Annotated in this window: 14 protein-coding genes; 6 read left to right on the top strand and 8 right to left on the bottom strand. The window is 54.7% G+C overall.

The features are described 5' to 3' along the window. Window positions 1-726: 726 nt before the first annotated feature. The 8 genes from G565_RS26725 to hsdR all read right to left on the bottom strand — a co-directional run bounded on the left by G565_RS26725 (window position 727) and on the right by hsdR (window position 11,151). Window positions 727-900, bottom strand: coding sequence for a YhfG family protein (locus tag G565_RS26725; protein WP_157600017.1), 174 nt, complete (start codon window positions 898-900; stop codon window positions 727-729). A gap of 315 nt (window positions 901-1,215) precedes the next feature. Beyond that, on the bottom strand, window positions 1,216-1,620 hold the full coding sequence (locus G565_RS0106970) for a PIN-like domain-containing protein (protein WP_028670280.1): 405 nt from the start codon (window positions 1,618-1,620) through the stop codon (window positions 1,216-1,218). Continuing rightward, window positions 1,617-2,264 carry a DUF433 domain-containing protein gene (locus G565_RS0106965; RefSeq protein ID WP_211227138.1) on the bottom strand — a complete coding sequence of 216 codons (648 nt, stop codon included), beginning with the start codon at window positions 2,262-2,264 and terminating at the stop codon, window positions 1,617-1,619. The genes G565_RS0106970 and G565_RS0106965 overlap by 4 nt, the downstream gene beginning before the upstream one ends. 196 nt (window positions 2,265-2,460) lie before the next feature. Continuing rightward, window positions 2,461-3,324, bottom strand: a complete 864-nt coding sequence (gene dinD / locus G565_RS0106960; protein ID WP_028670278.1) for a DNA damage-inducible protein D — start codon at window positions 3,322-3,324, stop codon at window positions 2,461-2,463. 31 nt (window positions 3,325-3,355) lie between these two features. Beyond that, window positions 3,356-4,726, bottom strand: coding sequence for a restriction endonuclease subunit S (locus G565_RS0106955; protein WP_028670277.1), 1,371 nt, complete (start codon window positions 4,724-4,726; stop codon window positions 3,356-3,358). After that, on the bottom strand, window positions 4,723-6,384 hold the full coding sequence (locus G565_RS0106950; protein WP_028670276.1) for a class I SAM-dependent DNA methyltransferase: 1,662 nt from the start codon (window positions 6,382-6,384) through the stop codon (window positions 4,723-4,725). Before G565_RS0106950 ends, G565_RS0106955 begins: the two co-directional genes overlap by 4 nt. A gap of 19 nt (window positions 6,385-6,403) precedes the next feature. Continuing rightward, entirely contained in the window at window positions 6,404-7,396 is a 993-nt protein-coding gene (locus G565_RS0106945) for an Abi family protein (protein WP_028670275.1), read from the bottom strand. A 230-nt stretch (window positions 7,397-7,626) separates the two neighbouring features. Then, a complete protein-coding gene (gene hsdR / locus G565_RS0106935) occupies window positions 7,627-11,151 on the bottom strand; it encodes a type I restriction-modification system endonuclease (RefSeq protein WP_028670273.1) in 3,525 nt (1,174 codons plus the stop codon). A gap of 208 nt (window positions 11,152-11,359) precedes the next feature. Between hsdR and gmk the strand changes: the two genes are divergently transcribed. The 6 genes from gmk to G565_RS0106905 all read left to right on the top strand — a co-directional run bounded on the left by gmk (window position 11,360) and on the right by G565_RS0106905 (window position 17,289). Then, complete coding sequence (gmk, locus tag G565_RS0106930; RefSeq protein ID WP_084649263.1) at window positions 11,360-12,031, top strand: guanylate kinase; 672 nt, start codon at window positions 11,360-11,362, stop codon at window positions 12,029-12,031. A 97-nt stretch (window positions 12,032-12,128) separates the two neighbouring features. Beyond that, entirely contained in the window at window positions 12,129-12,338 is a 210-nt protein-coding gene (rpoZ, locus tag G565_RS0106925; RefSeq protein WP_028670271.1) for a DNA-directed RNA polymerase subunit omega, read from the top strand. A 164-nt stretch (window positions 12,339-12,502) separates the two neighbouring features. Next, window positions 12,503-14,617, top strand: a complete 2,115-nt coding sequence (spoT, locus tag G565_RS0106920) for a bifunctional GTP diphosphokinase/guanosine-3',5'-bis pyrophosphate 3'-pyrophosphohydrolase (protein ID WP_028670270.1) — start codon at window positions 12,503-12,505, stop codon at window positions 14,615-14,617. Between the two features lie 300 nt (window positions 14,618-14,917). Beyond that, the gene (gene speE / locus G565_RS0106915) at window positions 14,918-15,781 is read left to right on the top strand and encodes a polyamine aminopropyltransferase (protein WP_211227137.1); all 864 of its coding nucleotides are present in this window, start codon (window positions 14,918-14,920) and stop codon (window positions 15,779-15,781) included. Window positions 15,782-15,836: 55 nt separating this feature from the next. Then, complete coding sequence (locus tag G565_RS23325) at window positions 15,837-16,685, top strand: endonuclease/exonuclease/phosphatase family protein (RefSeq protein ID WP_169579621.1); 849 nt, start codon at window positions 15,837-15,839, stop codon at window positions 16,683-16,685. A gap of 94 nt (window positions 16,686-16,779) precedes the next feature. Beyond that, window positions 16,780-17,289: a disulfide bond formation protein B gene (locus G565_RS0106905; protein ID WP_028670268.1), complete on the top strand. Its 510-nt coding sequence runs from the start codon at window positions 16,780-16,782 to the stop codon at window positions 17,287-17,289. The last annotated feature ends 160 nt before the right edge of the window (window positions 17,290-17,449 follow it).

Raw genomic sequence — 17,449 nt, 5'->3', positions numbered from 1 at the left:
AACGCTATCTTAAGTCAACTCTCTGCGTTTGCGGCTCTAAATTATGGATGGATTGTTTTATTGGCTAGCATGCTGCTGTTCGGTCAGTTTTGCAGAGACTTCAATTGGAGGCGCAGGGAGCAACTTAGGGGGGAGCCTGACTAATGAGGAGCAAAGTGCAAAAAAGCATCAGACGGCAATTTAAAAGGCGCCGATTTTGGGGTAGGTCTTTAACAGCTGGCTACTATCTTCGCCTGGGCATGTTCATTTTTTGCATCCATCTGTTGACTCAAGTGGCGCTTGGCTTCCGGGGGCACATCGATGGACTCTGGCTCGATACTACTGATTTCGTTTCTGCTATATGGTTCGTACCTGCTTTCGTGGGATGGTTGTACTATCAAGATCAGCGACTTTGGAGAAAATATCAGAGAGAGCGCTCACTCGCCTCCGAGTAAGCCTGGTCGACTCTACTGATAGTGCAAAACCGTGTTATTCCTTTGGATACATCGACAGTCCGAATATCCCCCGCCCACGGTTAGACGCCTTCGAACAGCTTTCGATGCAGCTGCTTCAGAAAATCAAAATCATAAGGCGGGGGAGTGAATTCAATCTGCGCCGCAGCAATCTCAGTAAGATCGCGTTCTGCGTTTTCGAGAATGGCTGCATCCGGGATATTCAGGTTGTTGATCAGAACATCGGTACCAGCTTAGCAGGATGGGTCTTGCCCGGTACCGTATTTGTCCAACGTCAGGCCATTGCTTTGCGTTTGTACGTTGCCAATGTCGCTGCTTTTGAGGGGAGTTCGTCACCGGCGGTATGCCCTGTGACATCAAAGCCTTCAATCCGCAGACTGGCAATGTAGTTCTTGCGACGCACCTTGGCAAAATAGGCTTTTTTAGCTTTCACAGTTCCGGTGGGCACGGCTCTTACCTGCAAACTTTAGGTTTATACAACAGTTTAGCGCTGCCAGAGGCCGAGTCAAATGCTACCCTGACGTGATGAAGTGCCGGACTGGAGGGCTGCCCTAACTCTCCTGATACGCACGGTCAAACAAGCCCCTGGCTTTAACCCAGTCTTCAGCGACATGGACATTGCCCTCGAGGTTTCCAGTTCCCTATATTGGTATCAACCCGGCTGCACAGGTTTTCTTAACCCAGTGACCCTGGCAATTTCAGGTAAGTTGATTGCGGTGGATCAAAATCGTAATCAGTAGTGAGATTCTTGCCATTCAATCGATCATTTTATCTGTTCAAATCGTCCCTTTGCCGCATACCTCCATGGTACTCGGAACGCGGCTCCGCCGACTAAAAGTTCAGATTGAGCCATGATTGATGGCCACCAACGGACGATCTGATGCGCCTTTTCCCAATACGAAACGCTGCTCCAGTGTTTAGCCAAGCAAAACACGGTTAATCCTGACCGACGAAATGCCTGTTTTTCCAGATCGCTTTTTTTAAATTGATCCTGAGAGATTATAACCCAATCACCTTCGGTCTTTAGGGTACCGATCCATTCGATATCGGGTGTGTCACGGGAAAACTTTTCAGTCAAATGAACGACGGTGTGGCCTTCGCTTGAAGACAGTTCATTGAGGGCTCTCGCGAGGGAAGGTGGTAAGTTGTTGTCCAGTAAAAACTTCAAGCAGCGGTCCTTTGCTCGAACTGAATGGCTGCCTCCACTTCAGCTAAGGGCACTTCGTAAATCGCGGCAACACGTCGCGCCTCCTGTCCTTCAGCGTGCCAGGCCGTGACGATGGCATCGACTGTCATTCCGCTTCCTGTGAGAATCGGCTTGCCGAAATTACGACTAGGGTCAAGAACCACATGCTGGTTGCGGCTTAGCGGGTACCAGCGTAGGGCTTTGCCGTTGTCGTATTCGATACCCCGGTAGAGCGAGGGTTTGATCACTTGTTTAAAGGTATATTGTCTTTTGACAAGATCCAGCAAGGACTCATCGCCGGTTTCCTCCAAGACAGTAGCAAAAATACTGCGCCCGTCTGTTTGAAAGCGCTTACAGGTAAAGGGGTATGGCTGGTTGAACGTTTCCCGGGCGTGTGCGGAAGCCCTGCGGATGGCCTGCAAGCTGACACCGTGATGCCGGAATGCATGCACAAAGCGAATTTCTAACAAGTCATGGAAACTCAGGGCTTGTTCAAGGTCACCTTCCAATTGAGGGTGCCAAAGGCCCTCATGGTGCTTTCCGCCAGACGCATAGCCAAACAGCCAGCGGCGCACCTGCGCTGCATCAATGCCAGTGTAAGCCGCCGCCTCGGCAGGAGTGTACAACCCAACTCCCAGAAGGCTCGACTCTACCTCTTTGATGTTTATATGTTTTCCCACGAGCCACCTGTCAATGATGGTGTAACTGAACTAAGCCTGTAAATACTAGCACACTGTGTCTTATGACTCAGTGTTAACGCTTTTTGGCCTGGAAAAGGAATAAAGCGCTGACCAGTTGTACCCCACATAACTCGCATGAGGCTTAGGAGGTCTCATCCCCCTTGGGCAAGCCCGGCGTTTGTTTGCTTAGCTTCTTTTCCTCTGCCTTGACCCTTCGTTCCAGCTTTTTAAGGTCTTCCTCTGCAGGCAGTTGTTCTGGCTGAATGCCACGCTGATCAAGCATGCCTCTGACGCTGGTGTTATTCTGCACATGTTCACGGGTGATGGCCTGCTCGCCCTGAAGGTCATCTTGATTCACATTATGGTTAGTCATCTCAGTAGCCAGATTCTTGGCCGCTATGGTCAGGGTTGGCAAAAAGTCGGCTAACGGTCTGGCTTTCACGATGCCATAGCGCTCCTTCATGGCTTGCGTGGTACGGCCACCGAATAACGCTTTGTCGCCCATTGATCGAATTCGGCCAAACCCGGTATCGTCGACACCTCGCTCATAAATACTCTGTGATAATGCCTTTTCCGATTCACGCAGGCGGTCTCGGGCTTCCATTCGGGCCTGCAGCTTCATACGGTCTTCAATGATCTCCTGCTTACGGGTCTGGACGGCGAAATAGCTTTGAGCAAAGGCGATTTCAGACTTCCTTGCATCGCCGTTCTGGGCGATCAGATAGCAGGCGTAACGGGTGAGCATGAAATCGTCTACCGGGCGCTCCGCACCCTTGCCGAGCGCGATCATTTTCGTGACGCCACGAAAATGATGCTCAACCGCTATTCCCGTGCCGGTGCAAGCCGCTATGGCCTTATTGATCACCGTGAGAAAATTCTCCCAGCGCGCGTAGCCAAGTGGCTGCTGCAAGTCCCGGGCAAACCAGAACTCGATATCCGATTGCTCGTCTGGCCGTTGCAGCCGCTGGTTCAAGCTGTGATGCAGTTGCTGTAATTGTTGGTCCATTGTTGAAACTCCCTGTTAGTGATTGCGGTGGTTATGCACTTGCTTTCCTTGAGCGTTTGGCGGGCTTCGCCTCAGCTCGCTCTGCTTTGATGCGTTCCAGTAAAGCCTCGGCGCTGTTCTCGCCACTGATCAGGTCTGGGTTGTCTTTGCGCCACTGTTCGGTGAGTTCACCCCGGAAGGCTTTGGCGAGGATGGACTGGGCTAGGTTGTTGACTCGGGCAAGGGCGTTATTGACTTGTTGTTCGATGCGGTCGGCTTGGGTGAAGAGTTGGTCTACTTGGCGGACGATTTCTTTCTGCTCTGAAATGGGAGGGACTAGAAACTCTAATGACTTTAAGATCTTTAAGTTAACTCTAGGGCGTGTAACCCCCTGAACATGTTCCTTTATTTGCGTGTAAGCAAATTGTGATGTGATCACATACAGGAAGAACTTAGGTACGGCCATCTCAGTGTCAATTCGAAGACAAAAACAATCGGCCTTATTGATAAATCGCTGATTATCAAATGGAAATAGACAAGCGCGGATCTCCTCATCTACAAAGGATGAAAACAGCACATCGTCTTTTTCAAGCTTATTTTTCTCCAGTGAGTGGTACTTCTCTTCGCTAACGAAAGTTTTCTTGGTTCTGTCAAAATATAGGTGCTTGATATTCTCAAGCCGAACGACACCAATGCCGGTACTTGTGTAGTCTGATGATTTGAGTTTAGAACCAAACGGTCCATCAAACGCACTGATACAGAGTTTCGCCAAATTTAATGACGGCCAGTTTAACTTATATGCCTCGCCCTCGCCTAGTAACCGCCCACTAACCGCCGCAGCCAGCACGGACTGGCGAAAGCGTTTGAGGATTTGCGGGATGCGTTCGAGGCGGGCTTTGGTGTTTTCGACCTGGGCCAGCAGGGTGTCGAGTTTGTCGGCGATGACTTTTTGTTCGGCGAGGGGTGGGAGGGCAATCGAATGCTCTTTAATCAGAGTTTGAGAAATATTCGGTTGCGCACCTCCTTTTCCTTTGGCAATGAAAGCATCCTTTTCGTTTCGCAGTAAGTAATACAGGAATTTACTATCGGTTATCTCCGGTATTGGCAGACCGACCCCACATGCCTGATTTGTCGTTGCATCAAAGCCAAGGATCGAGGTCTTTCCTATAGTTGCGCCATACATGGCTATCGCTACCGACCCTTTTGGAAAGTACTTGGCACTGGACTTCTTAACGCCGAGTTCTGTGATGTACTCACTCGCAGTAGACAGGACCTTTGGGCCGAGATCACCTGTTTTAACCCAAGGGACATCTCCACCGTAATATTCAGGGTTCTTCCGTGAAGGGGTACCGCCGGAGCCCCATGTGGCAATACTACCCAATGTCGTAGAGTACCACCCAGCGGGGTTGAAGCTGTTAGTCATTGAGTCTCACCCAGAACTTCTTTCAAAAGTATTCGCTGCCCATCAGCCTCCTCCTCAGCCCCCAACTCCCGCATCAACCCATCCAATTCGCCCAATGCCTGCACCAACTCAGTCATCGCCTCACCGGCCAGCACACTCGGCTCTGGCAAGTTAGCGGCATCCACACTGTCACTGTCTTTCAACCAGGCAATATCGAGCGAGTCGCCTTTGTTGTCGGCTATCCATTCACGCGAGAAACACCGCCAGCGGCTGTGAATCATCCGTTCATCAACGCCCTGGTTTTCGTCGGTGGCTTTGGCGGCTTCCGGAAGGTCGATTTTGTCGGAATGGAAGCTCCATTCGCCTTCGGTGCGGCCTTTTGGATGGGCGGCTTGCGCTGCCTCCCCCTCTCCCCCGGAAGCGGCGAGGGGAGCAAAGACGGCTTCAAAAGGTTTGAGGTGCGGTTCGCCGAAGGGGGTGCGTTTGCCAAAGCTGGGCATGTTAGTGCGCAGGTCGTAGACCCAGACGTTCTCGGTGCTGTTTTCTTCCTGATGCTTGTCTTTAGCGCTGCCTTTGGTGAAGAACAGCACGTTGGTTTTCACGCCCTGGGCGTAAAAGATGCCGGTGGGCAGGCGCAGAATGGTGTGCAGGTTGCACTTGTGCATCAGGTCCCGTCGCACGTCGGTGCCGACACCGGCTTCAAACAGCACGTTGTCTGGCAACACTACGGCGGCGCGGCCACCGGGTTTGAGGTTGCGGTAGATGTGCTGCAGGAAGGCCAGTTGTTTGTTGCTGGTCTTGTAGGTGAGGTCGTCGCGGGTGATGCTGGCATCGCCGCCCTTGCTGGTGCCGAACGGTGGGTTGGCGAGAATGATGTCGGCTTTGCTCAGGTTCGCGCCCTGTTGGCCGAGGGCGTTGCCGAGGTGAATCACGCCTTCTTCGTCGCCTTCCATGCCGTGCAACAGGCAGTTCATCAGTGCCAGTCGACGGGTGCCGGGCACCAGTTCAATGCCGGTGTAGGCTTGGGTGGTCTGGAAGGTTTTGTCTTTGGCGGTCAGTTCATAGAGATCGTCGGTCTGGCTTTTGATGTATTCGTGCGCGGCGATTAAGAAGCCGCCGGTGCCAGCGGCCGGGTCTTGTATGCGCTCGCCGGGTTGGGGCTTCAGGCACTGCACCATGGTGTTGATCAGCGCACGCGGGGTGAAGTACTGGCCAGCACCGGATTTGGTTTCGTTGGCGTTCTTTTCCAGCAGGCCTTCGTACAGATCCCCCAGGCCGTCTTTCTGGGCGCTGAACCAGTCGATCTGGTCGAGTGTTTTGATCATCTGTTCCAGGTGGCGGGGTTCGCGCAGCCGGGTTTGGGCATCGGCGTAAATGGCGCTGATCAGCGGGTCGTTGTGCACTTCGGTGCCGTCGCCGTCTCGGCCGGTAGAGAGGCTGAGCAGTATGCGCTTGTAGTCGTTCAGCAGGTTGATGCCACCTTTATTGTTCAGGTCGGCCCAGCGGCAGCCTTCGGGGAGGGGGTGTTTTTTCAGGGTGCCGGCTTCGGTGTTTTCGTGCACCATTTTAATGAACAGCAACAGGACCAGTTCGGTCACATAGTCCGAGTAGTTGATGCCGTCGTCCCGCAGGACGTCGCAGAGGTTCCAGAGCTTTTGGACGATGTCGTTGTTGGTCATGGGTTTCTCAGTAATTGGGTTATTGCTGCCAAAAGGCATCGTTTTGCCAGGTTATAGGCAGGCCCATAGCTTGCAGGGGAATGTCAGGGAATTCCGCACACAGCTCGAATAGTCGCTGTTTCCAGCTGGCGTGTGGTGCACAGTGCAACATAAAGTGCTGCAGTATGGGCAATATCACCGCTATTCGAGTGTGCAGTGATCGGGTGTCGTCTTTAAGGTACGAGGGCCATAAAACTCTTGGGCTTTTGGGTGTTGCGGGTTTGATGCCCAGCTCCCGGTTCCACAGGCGGCTGTGGTGCGCGCAGATGTTGCGAACAACCGTTAGCGTGTGCAGCCAGGATTCTAACAGGGGCGCTTCGAGCGCCAGCGCTCTGGCAATGGCTTTCTTGTCACTGTCGCGGCTCAGGTTTTTGTAAAGGTGCGAGAGCGTGCCCAGCGTGATTTCCTCCAGCATAGCCCAGTTAGGCATCAGCTCTGGCTCTGTATAGGTAAGGACGTAGTGTCGAGCATAGCTTTCTTTCTGGCGTCGTTGCTTGAGAGCCTGTTTGCGGGCGGGAGAGGCTCTGAGCTGGTCAATCCGTGTGCATTCCCGTTGGAAGTCGCGCAACTGATGTTGCTGTTTTTCACGGATATCATCCAAGAGGCGGGTCTGTGGGTGTTGATTTTTGAAATGGTCTGAATGCAAATACCAATGGCTGCCATAGTTGGCCCCCATGTGGTTACTGATTTGTGCTCGGGTTGCCACCTCAGCGCGTTCAATAGCGTCCATAACCAACAGCCGCAAACGCCGGTCAAAGTCATAAAGCTCTGCCAGTTGGCGAAAGCCCGTTCCGGGTACGAATTGGTGGTTGCTGTCTAGCTGAAAAGGGCGCATGTAAGGCGTAAGGCGAAAGAAACTGACCGATCGCAGAAATGCCTGCGCCCCGGTACGATCGTTTATGGTAAGACCCCGGTCTTCCAACAGGGCGACTTGTTCGTCTGGGGAAATGGCGGGTTTATTAAAGGTTATCATCGCCTTATCTCACTGACGCACTGGCGAATGGCAGGCATAAAAAAACCCGCGCGATTTGAGCGTAGTTGCAAGCAACCATAGGCTTGGCGGGTGTGTTACCGGAAACTATAGCGACCCTAAGGGCGTTAATCAAGCCAATGCTGCGAAGGAAACCTGTATAGAAAATCACGATTTTCAGGTATGTGTACATCAACATGTATAGATTTTCGCATTTTCTATACATGTCATGATTACCCTGCATTTGGCCACAGTGCCTCATTCACTTCCTCCAGCACGGTATCCAACTGCTCACCCAGCACCTTATCCATTTGTTTCGCGCCGCCGTCGTCGGCAAAGCGGTGGTTGACGAAAGCCCGGTCGATGATGACTTCGTGCACCAGTTGCTGGGCCAGCCGTTGCAGCCATTTGAGCTGGTTGGGGGTCCAGCTGTGCTGGGTGTAAATGCGGTCCATTGCTTCGGCTACACGCTGTTCGAAGGGTTTCAGGGCTTCACCCAGGGCGGCGCGGCGAATGTGGCCGACAATGCTGGCGGCGATGTCTTTGTTGGTCTGGTTGCGCACGGCGCTTTGCAGGTTCGCTTCCGAATAGCCGTTGTTGTCGAGCAGGAGCCGAATTTCCTTCAGCTGCTCCCGCGTGAGGTCACGGGGCTTGTTGACGACGACTGACAAGGCAGCGGATTGGTTGAGCTGGTCCCGGATGAACTGGTTAAAGCTGTCGAGGTAGTCTTCCGGGCGTTGGTGTTCGCCGTAGCTCTGGGTTCGATCCCGTATTTCGTCGTCGTGCTGGGAGATCAGCGGCATGTAGTCGCTGCCAGCCAGGGCTTTAACGTCTTCCAACTGGTTCAGCAGGCCACTGTGCTCGCGAATGAACTCGGAAGCCTGGCGCGGACCCAGTTGGTGAAGGTGCTGGTGCAGCGACTTGGGTTCAACGCCCCAGAGCTCGTGCAGGTCGTCGAGCTTTTGCCGGAGCGCGGGTTTCGATTCGGCTTTGTTGTCGGCCTTGCGCAGTACGCGCATGAGTTTCTGGCTGAGCTGGCTGAGCACGACATCGGCCTGGCTTTCGTCGCCTTGTTCGCCCGGGCTGTTTAGGGCTGCTTCAAGCTGGGCGTCGTCAGTGAGTTCGTTCACCAGTTGTTCCAGGGTGATGTTCGGGTCTTTCACCAGGGGTTTCATGGTGTTCACGTCTTGTAGGGCGGCATAGATGTCGACCGGGTCGTAGATGCGGAAGACGGTCTTGCCGATTTTATCGCAGCGGCGGGTGGCGCGGCCGATCATTTGCTCGTACAGAATGCGCGAACGGATGCGGCGCATGAACACCAGGTGGCAGATGGGCGGCACGTCGATGCCGGTGGTGAGCAGGTCGACCGTGATGGCGATGCTGGGGTAACGCTCGTTCTTGTAGCGGCGAATCAGCTGGTTCACCTTGTCGCTCTGGCCGGTGATCTTGGCGACAGCGGCTTGGTTATAGCTGCCGTTGTAGAGGGCTTTGAAGGCGGTATCAAGCTCGGTTTTGACCATGTCGGCGTGCAGGTCGGTGGCGCAGAAGATCAGGGTCTTTTCGTCGCCGAACGGGTCCAGTTCCTGCACCAGTTGTTCGCAAATCACCCGGTTGAAATTCGCGTTGATGACTTTGCGGTTGAAGGTATCGACCTCGAAGGTCAGTTCGTCTTCGAGCTCGGTGGTATCGATCTCGCGTGTTTGGGTGTTGATTACCTCAACGGGCTTGCCCTTCTCGAACTGAATGCCGTTCTGAGTGAGCAGGGTTTCATAGCGGATCGGTGGTTCGTGGTCGATCAGCCAGTCGTCGGCCACGGCTTCGCGGTAGGAGTAGGTGTACACCGGTTTGCCGAAGATATCGCTGGTGTGTTTGGCCGGGGTGGCGGTCAGGCCGATTTTGACGGCGTCGAAATAATCGAGCACGCGCCGGTAGCTGGAGATGTACTGGCTGGTATCGCGCGTGGCGAGCTCGCCCTCGGTCATGTCCTGGTCGAGGGTGTAGCCCCGGTGGGCTTCGTCGATGATGATGCAGTCGAACTGGTCGATCGGCGGCGGTGCATCGCTCATGAAGATGCGTTTTACCATGGCCTGAACCGTGGCGACCTGCACCCGGGTTTCCGCTTCGGCGGCCATGTCGCCAAGCTCAGCAACGTTGTAAATGGTGCTCAGGGTGTGGCTCTGTTCAAGTGGGGCCTCGTTAAATGCATCGATGGCTTGCTGACCAAGGGCCGTGCGGTCGACCAGAAACAGAATGCGTCGAAAGCGCTCGGCTTTCAGAAAGCGATACATCAGGCCGATGATGGTGTGGGTTTTACCGGTCCCGGTGGCCATAGCCAGCAGGGCGGACCGACTGCCGTGAGACAGCGCGTTTTCGGTGGCGATAATGGCATTTTGCTGGTAATCGCGCAGTTTCAGGTAGCCGAAAGGCTCCTGTTTGAGCAGTTTTTCGGCATTTTCCTTGTCGCGTTCCAGCAAATCGAGTAATCCGCCGGGCGTATGGAAGTGGTGCAATGCGCGGCGGGTATTGCTGGGGTTCCGCACATCCCGGAACCAGGTGCCGGATTGCTCTTTAAGCTGAGGAACAAAAGGCCGACCGTTACAGGAATACACAAAGGGTACGGTGAAATGGCCCTCTTCTTCGGCAGGCCAGGCGATGGTTCGGCCCGTCAATTCCCAGGCACCCAGCAGTGGCGGCGTTACCTTCATGCCTTTGCTGTACCGCTCCGCCTGGTCGATTTTACCGGCAACATTGGCGTTTTCTTTCTTGGCTTCGACTACGGCGATGGGCACGAGCCCGGCGAACAGCATGTAATCGGCGCGGCCTTTTTTACCCTGGCTTTCGGTAGGCCATTCGGCGATGGCCCGGTAGGTGCCTTTTTCGGGGCGTGCACCCTTTTGGTAAGTGAGTTCCTGGCTGTCGGCCTCCCAGCCGGCTTCGACGAGTTGCTGGTCGATCAGTAAGCGGGTGAGTTCTTCGTTCAATACCAGGGTATCGCTGGCCGCTTTGGTTTGCTGGGCGACCTTTTGCTGGTGTTCTTTTACCGTTGATTCGCCCTGGCTGTTCAGTTGCGTTTGTAACGCTTTGATCTTTTGCTCATACAGGCTTTGCTGTTGTGAGAGGGCCTGCTCATGGGTGCGGGCTTGTTCCGCCAGCGCCCGGGACTCTTCATCCATGGCGTGCGCCAGGGCTTCGAATTCGTCCTTTTCCCGCGCGACCAGTTCGCTCAGTTGCTGGCTGCTGTCCAGCTCGGTGTTGGCCTGCTGCAGTTCGTGGCGCAACTTCTCGATATCGTTGTGGAGTTGTCTCAGCTCGGTGCTGGGATCGGCCGGTGCGACAAAAGGACCTGGCTTGAAATTGGTGCCCGCTTTGCCAAAGGAACGATGAAACCAGATGGCCAGCTCCCGCCCGAGTTTCAACCCGTCCATTGCCTCTTTGTGCCGGGTGCGAAACTGGTGGGTCGCTTTATTGCCCTCGATGCGCAGCGTGTGGAACAGCTCTTTGACCTGAGGTTCAAGCCGCAGCTCGCGATTCAAGCGGTAGAGTAGGTCGGATTGGGAGGTCTGTTCGTCAAATTCGAGGCCGGACTGAGCGGCCAGGTGCTGGGCCAGGGCTTCGCCAAGCTGTCGCAGCTTGATGAGAGAGGTGTTCGGGTCACTGGAGAAGGCATTTTCCGCCGCCTGTCCAAGTTCGGCGAATAGAGGGTCATGTTCCTTGAGAAAGCCAAAATTGGGTGACTCTGGCGTTGTTACTGCACTCACATACCTCTCCTTTATGCACCCTGCCCGTCTCTGACATGTCAGGGGAAGCTTTGCACCACAGCTTACCGGCTTGCTTTCAATGGGTCGTGCTGTTTAACAGCCTACCACGGTCTACTTCTTATGCCAGAGAACCGGGTTCGCCCCGCTTACTAAAACGGCTTATAATCCACGGCCTGAAGTCGGCCCCCACCTATAAGGCATGTCATAGATGAACGTTCCCAGCTCCTCTCAGGCCTCTGAAGCCTCCAAAGGCAAACGCACCGTCGCTCCTGGCACTCTGTACATGATTTCGGCGCCTTCCGGTGCCGGCAAGAGCAGCCTGGTGAATGCGCTGATCAAACGTCTACCATTTGTCTACCTGTCGATTTCCCACACAACACGGCCGATGCGGCCGGGTGAGGAAGACGGGCAGCATTATCATTTCGTGTCGGCGGAGACGTTTTTGGCGAGCGTTGAGCGCAGTGAATTCCTGGAACATGCCCAGGTGTTCGACAACTATTACGGCACCAGCCAGGTCTGGGTGCAGAGCCAGTTGGATCTGGGCCACGATGTGATTCTGGAAATCGACTGGCAGGGCGCCCAGCAGATTCGCCGGCAGATGCCCGATACCAAGGGCATTTTCATTCTGCCACCGTCGCGTGATGCCTTGCAGGAACGGTTGGAAAAGCGTGCCCAGGACAGCGCCGATGTGATCGCCCGGCGCATGCGCGATGCCACCAGCGAGATGTCGCACTATCACGAATACGACTTTGTGGTGGTCAATGATGACTTCTACAAATCGCTCGATGAACTCTGCGCCATCTTCATTGCCAACCGAATGGCGCTGTCGAAACAGCAACTGACGCACGGTGCGTTGTTTATTGAGTTGCTCAATCCCTGAGTGATCAGTGGTTAACCGGTTGCCGCCCCTTGAGCTTTTGCTTAATCGGCGTACAATCCCGCGTCCGTAATGGCTATATCACCCGTAGGAGACCTTGATGGCTCGAGTCACTGTTGAAGATTGCCTGGAAAACGTGGCAAATCGTTTTGAACTGATCATGGTCGCCAGCAAGCGTGCCCGCCAGATTGCCAACGATGGCGCTGAGCCTCTGGTACCGATCGAAAATGACAAACCAACGGTCATTGCCCTGCGTGAAATCGCCGGGAAAAAGATTACACCGTCGATCCTGGACGAACTGGAAGAGTAAGTTCGACCCCTGATCGATGAAAAAACAGTCGGCTTTTCAAGTCGACCCAAAAAAACCGGGCTCTGACCCGGTTTTTTATTGCTGTGTTTCGTGCTTTCATTACACTCAATGAAGCGGAGGCCGCTAAAACTGTGCCTCTATCACTGTTATTGGACGATCCTGCCTTGCCCACCGTCGATGCGCTGACCAAGCGGCTCGAATCTTACCTCGCACCGGAAAAGGTGCGCCGGGTGAAACGTGCTTATTATTACGCCGAGCAAGCCCATGAGGGGCAGATGCGGCGCAGTGGTGAGCGCTACATTACCCACCCGCTGGCGGTAGCCAACATCCTCTCTGAAATGCACATGGATCATCAAAGCCTGATGGCCGCCATGCTGCACGATGTGATCGAGGATACGGCGGTGACCAAAGATGCGCTCAGCGAGCAGTTCGGCCCTGGCGTCGCCGAGCTGGTGGACGGTGTGTCCAAGCTGACCCACCTGGAGTTCGAGACCAAGAAGGAAGAGCAGGCCGAAAACTTCCAGAAAATGGTGCTGGCGATGTCCAAGGACATCCGCGTCATCCTGGTCAAACTGGCCGACCGGCTGCACAACATGCGCACTCTGGGGGCCATGCCGCCAGAAAAGAAACGCCGCAAGGCCCGCGAAACGCTCGATATCTACGCCCCTATTGCCTTGCGCCTGGGCATTAACGACCTGCGCATCGAGTTGGAGAACCTGGCGTTTGAATCCCTGTACCCGCTGCGTTCGAAACGCATCGCCAAAGCCATCAAGCAATCCCGCGGGCATCGCAAGGAACTGCTGGTTCAGATCCGACAAGCCCTGCAGGAACGGATTGAGCATGAAAGTCTGTCAGTGCAGGTGGTCGGCCGGGAAAAACACCTGTTTTCCATTTACAGCAAGATGCGTGACCAGAGGAAGACGCTGCAGGAAATTCTCGATGTGTACGGGTTTCGCATCGTTACCAACTCAGTTGATGCCTGCTACCGGGTGCTCGGCATTGTGCATAACTTCTACAAGCCTGTGCCGAATCGCTTTAAAGACTACATCGCCATTCCCAAAGCCAACGGCTATCAGAGCCTGCACACCACCCTGATTGGCATGAACGGCGTGCCCATTGAGATTCAGATCCGCACCCAGGAAATGGAAGACATGGCCAACCACGGCATCGCCGCACATTGGCTGTACAAGAACGACGATTCGTCTGAATCGAGCCCGACGCATGCCCGGGCCCGGCGCTGGGTGAAGGGCTTGCTGGAAATGCAGGAGCGGGCGGGGAACCCGGTCGAGTTCATCGAAAACGTTAAAATCGACCTGTTTCCGGACGAGATTTATGTCTTTACCCCCAAGGGCAAAATTCTGGAAATGCCCAAGGGTGCGACGGCGGTCGATTTTGCCTATGCCGTTCACACCGACATCGGCAACAGCTGTGTGGGTTGTCTGATCAACCGTCAGATCGCCCCATTGAGCCAGCCGCTTGAAAGCGGCGACACCATTAAGGTGATTACTGCCCCCGGTGCCCGGCCCAACCCGGCCTGGGTCAACTTTGTGATCACCGCCAAAGCTCGCTCCAACATCCGGCATTTCCTGAAGAACCTGAAGCAGGTGGACTCCATTGCACTGGGGCGCAAGTTGCTGAACAACGCCTTGAAGAATTTCGAGACCGAACTTGAGGCATTATCCGAGGAGACTCAGTCGACGCTGTTGCATGAATACGGCCTCGACAAAATGGACAGCCTGCTCGAGGACATCGGGTTGGGCAATCGGGTAGCTTATGTGGTCGCGCGACGGATGCTGAGTCGTGAGGCTCCTCCAGAAGGCAGCGTAACGCACGACAAGGCAATGACCGTTAAAGGCACCGAAGGCCTGATGATCAGCTACGGCAAATGTTGCCGGCCGATTCCCGGCGACCCGATTGTGGGCGTGATCAGCAAGGGCAAGGGCATGGTGATTCATGTCGACAGTTGCCGCAATATCGTAGAGATACGCAAAGATCCGGATCGTTGTGTGCACTTGCGCTGGGAAAAATCGATGGAAGGTGAATTCGTGGTCGACCTGCGAGTCGAGATGCGCAACGCCCGCGGCGTTCTGGCCAGTGTCGCCAACGCAGTCTCCCAGGCGGATGCCAACATCGAGAGCATCGAAATGCAGGAGCGGGACGCCACCATCAGTCGCCTCAACCTGACCGTTTCGGTAGCCAGCCGCCAGCATCTGGCCCGGGTGATTCGTCGTTTGCACAGTCTTAAACCGGTGGGTCGAATCGAGCGAGTACAAAGCTAATTAGGTATACCCGGCACTTGACACTTAATTGGCCGCAAACTCTGAACTCAGGGTTTTTCGTAGGCTAGCGACGGTTGCCAGCGGTGCTCATGAGGGGGTATCTGAGGCATGGATGCTGAAGTTAAGCTTACATGGATGTATTCATGGCGCCCCCTCATGAGCACCGCTGGTAACCGGCGTGGGTTCAATGCACTGTAGCCCACTCGAACACCGAAGCTTGAATAATTTGCCTCGGCACAGCCAGGAAATATCATCTATTCTCACCAACCCTAGGGTTGCCCATAATCATCAGGAACACTCATGTCAGTAATGCCCGAAAACGAAAGCTGGTTCACCGAAGTCTGGTCACCGGAAGGCTCGGCCTTTTCGCTGGAAGTGACCGCCAAACTGCATGAAGAGCAAAGCGCCTTTCAGCACATAGAAATCTATCAAACCCGACACTGGGGCAAGCTGATGGTGCTTGACGGCTGCTATATGGTGACCGACAAGGACAACTTCCTGTATCACGAGATGATGACGCACCCGGCGTTGTTTACCCACCCGAATCCGAAGAAAGTGCTGATTATTGGCGGTGGCGATTGCGGGACGCTGCGTGAAGTTTTGCGTCACCCGGGGGTTGAGCAAGCCTGGCAGGTGGAAATTGATGAACGGGTGACGCGATTGTCGGAACTTCATTTCCCGGAGCTTTGTGAAGCCAATAATGACCCGCGCGCGTCGTTGCTGTTTGAAGACGGCATCGCCTGGATCAAGAACTGCCAGCCCGGCGACCTGGACCTGATCATCGTCGATTCGACCGACCCGGTTGGCCCGGCCGCGGGCTTGTTCAACCGGGAATTTTTCAGCCACTGCTTACGTGCTTTGGGCGATGGCGGTCTGCTGGTGCAACAGAGTGAAAGCCCGCTGTTTCATACCGATAATCTGATTGCGGAAATGATTGGTGAGCTTCGCGCCGCCGGTTTTCAGTCGCACCATACACTGCCGTTTCCCCAGCCTGTTTATCCCTCCGGCTGGTGGAGTTGCACCATGGCGAGCAAAGGCCTGACTGTCACTGATTTCCGCGAACAGGATGCCGCCGACAAGCCATTCGCGACCCGCTACTATAATGCAGACATCCATCGCGCAGCGCTGGCCGTTCCTGAGTTTATGAAACCCCTGTATCGATAGGTGATGCTTGACCCGGATGTTTCAGGCTAAAGAGAACCGGTGGGCGCTAGCATTATTGAAGCCCACCCTTGCCCTGGTTCTGTTATTGGCTTATGCCCTGCTGGTACAGGCCGAAACCGTGAGGGTGGCCTCTTTTAACATCCATTACACCACGCCGAATCAGGAAGACATTGTCTGGGAAGACCGGCGCGATGCCGTGCGTCAGGTGGTCGGCGAGATGCAGGCCGACATCATCGCTTTCCAGGAAATGGAAACCTTTGTTGGTGGGAACTACAACCCGGAAAACATCCAACTCGACTGGGTGCTCGAGCACTACCCGCAATACAGCGCGGGTGCTTACGGAGATGCCGCCGACTTTCCGATCACCCAGCCGATCATCTTCCGGACCGATCAGTTTGCACTGCGCGACCAGGGCTGGTTTTTCTATTCGAACACCCCCGATGACATCTACAGCCGTACGTTCAATGATTCTTACCCGGCTTATACCACCTGGGTAGATCTGGAGCATCGCGGCAGCGGTAAGCGGTTGGTGGTGGTCAACAATCATTTTGACTATGGCAGTGGCAGCAATCGGCGCAAATCAGCGCGACTGGTCGCCGAGCGCATTGAGCCCTGGCTACAGGCCGGCGTTCCAACCACGGTACTGGGAGATTTCAACGCCCCCTCGTTCTGGTCGCCGATGGGGTTTTTGAAAAAACAGGGGTTGGATCTGCTAAAACCGGACGGAAGTACGTTTCATCACAACCGCGGCTGGAACCTGATTCCTGCCATTGATCATATCCTGATCAATGCGGCGCTGACACCGGTTGCGCCACTTGAGCGGTTTGATGAGGCTTATCAAGGTATTTATCCCAGCGATCATTACCCTATTCAGGTTGAACTGTCATGGACCGGTAAACCGTAACCCCGCAGACTCCCGCTTGCGCCTGATTTGTCGGTAGAATGTAACCATGTTGAATCGAATTGAAACAAATGCGCTCGATGAATAAGGATCTGAGATGTTGAATCAATTGCACCGCTTGCTGCTCACCCCCTGGTATTGGCTGGCCATCGTGCTGGTGGGCCTGGGCCTGGAAGGCGTTGCGTTGTTTTATCAGCATGTGCTCGACGAGCCGCCCTGTGTTTTATGCATTCATGCCCGGGTGTGGACGCTGGGTGGCATCATCGCAGGCAGCCTGGGGCTGATTTTGCATCGGTTTTACTGGGCACGTCTGCTGGCCCAGTTGGGCGTAGTGATCAGCATTGCCGGCCTGATGGAACGCAGTTATCGGGCCATGCAGGTCGAGCGAGGTACTTATGAGGGCTTATGTGGGTTCGATCCGGGCTTTCCAGGCTGGTTGCCGCTCGATGTCTGGTTTCCGAACGTCTTTGAAGTCTGGGCAATGTGCGGCTACTCCCCTGACTTTATTCTCGGGCTGACCATGGTCGAAGGCCTGACTTATGGCAGTGGCATGTTGCTGGTCATTGCCCTGGCCGCGATGCTGTTGTTGGTGCGCCGGCCTGGTTAGTCGTTGCTCAGTGCATCGTTTCACCGGCACGGGGCTGCCTTTTGTGAGATGCCGGGCACTGGGTCTATGCCGTAAAGCACACGCCATGAGCGTCGCTCAGGTTCAACAGGGGGGCGCGAATGCGCCTTTGGGGTTGTTCGGCTATAGAGGTTGAAGCCAA

The organism is Saccharospirillum impatiens DSM 12546 (assembly GCF_000423605.1).
In the GTDB taxonomy this organism is placed as follows: Bacteria; Pseudomonadota; Gammaproteobacteria; order Pseudomonadales; family Natronospirillaceae; genus Saccharospirillum; species Saccharospirillum impatiens.
The sequence above is the reverse complement of the archived record's forward strand: the minus strand, read 5'-3'. Positions and strand labels throughout refer to the sequence as shown.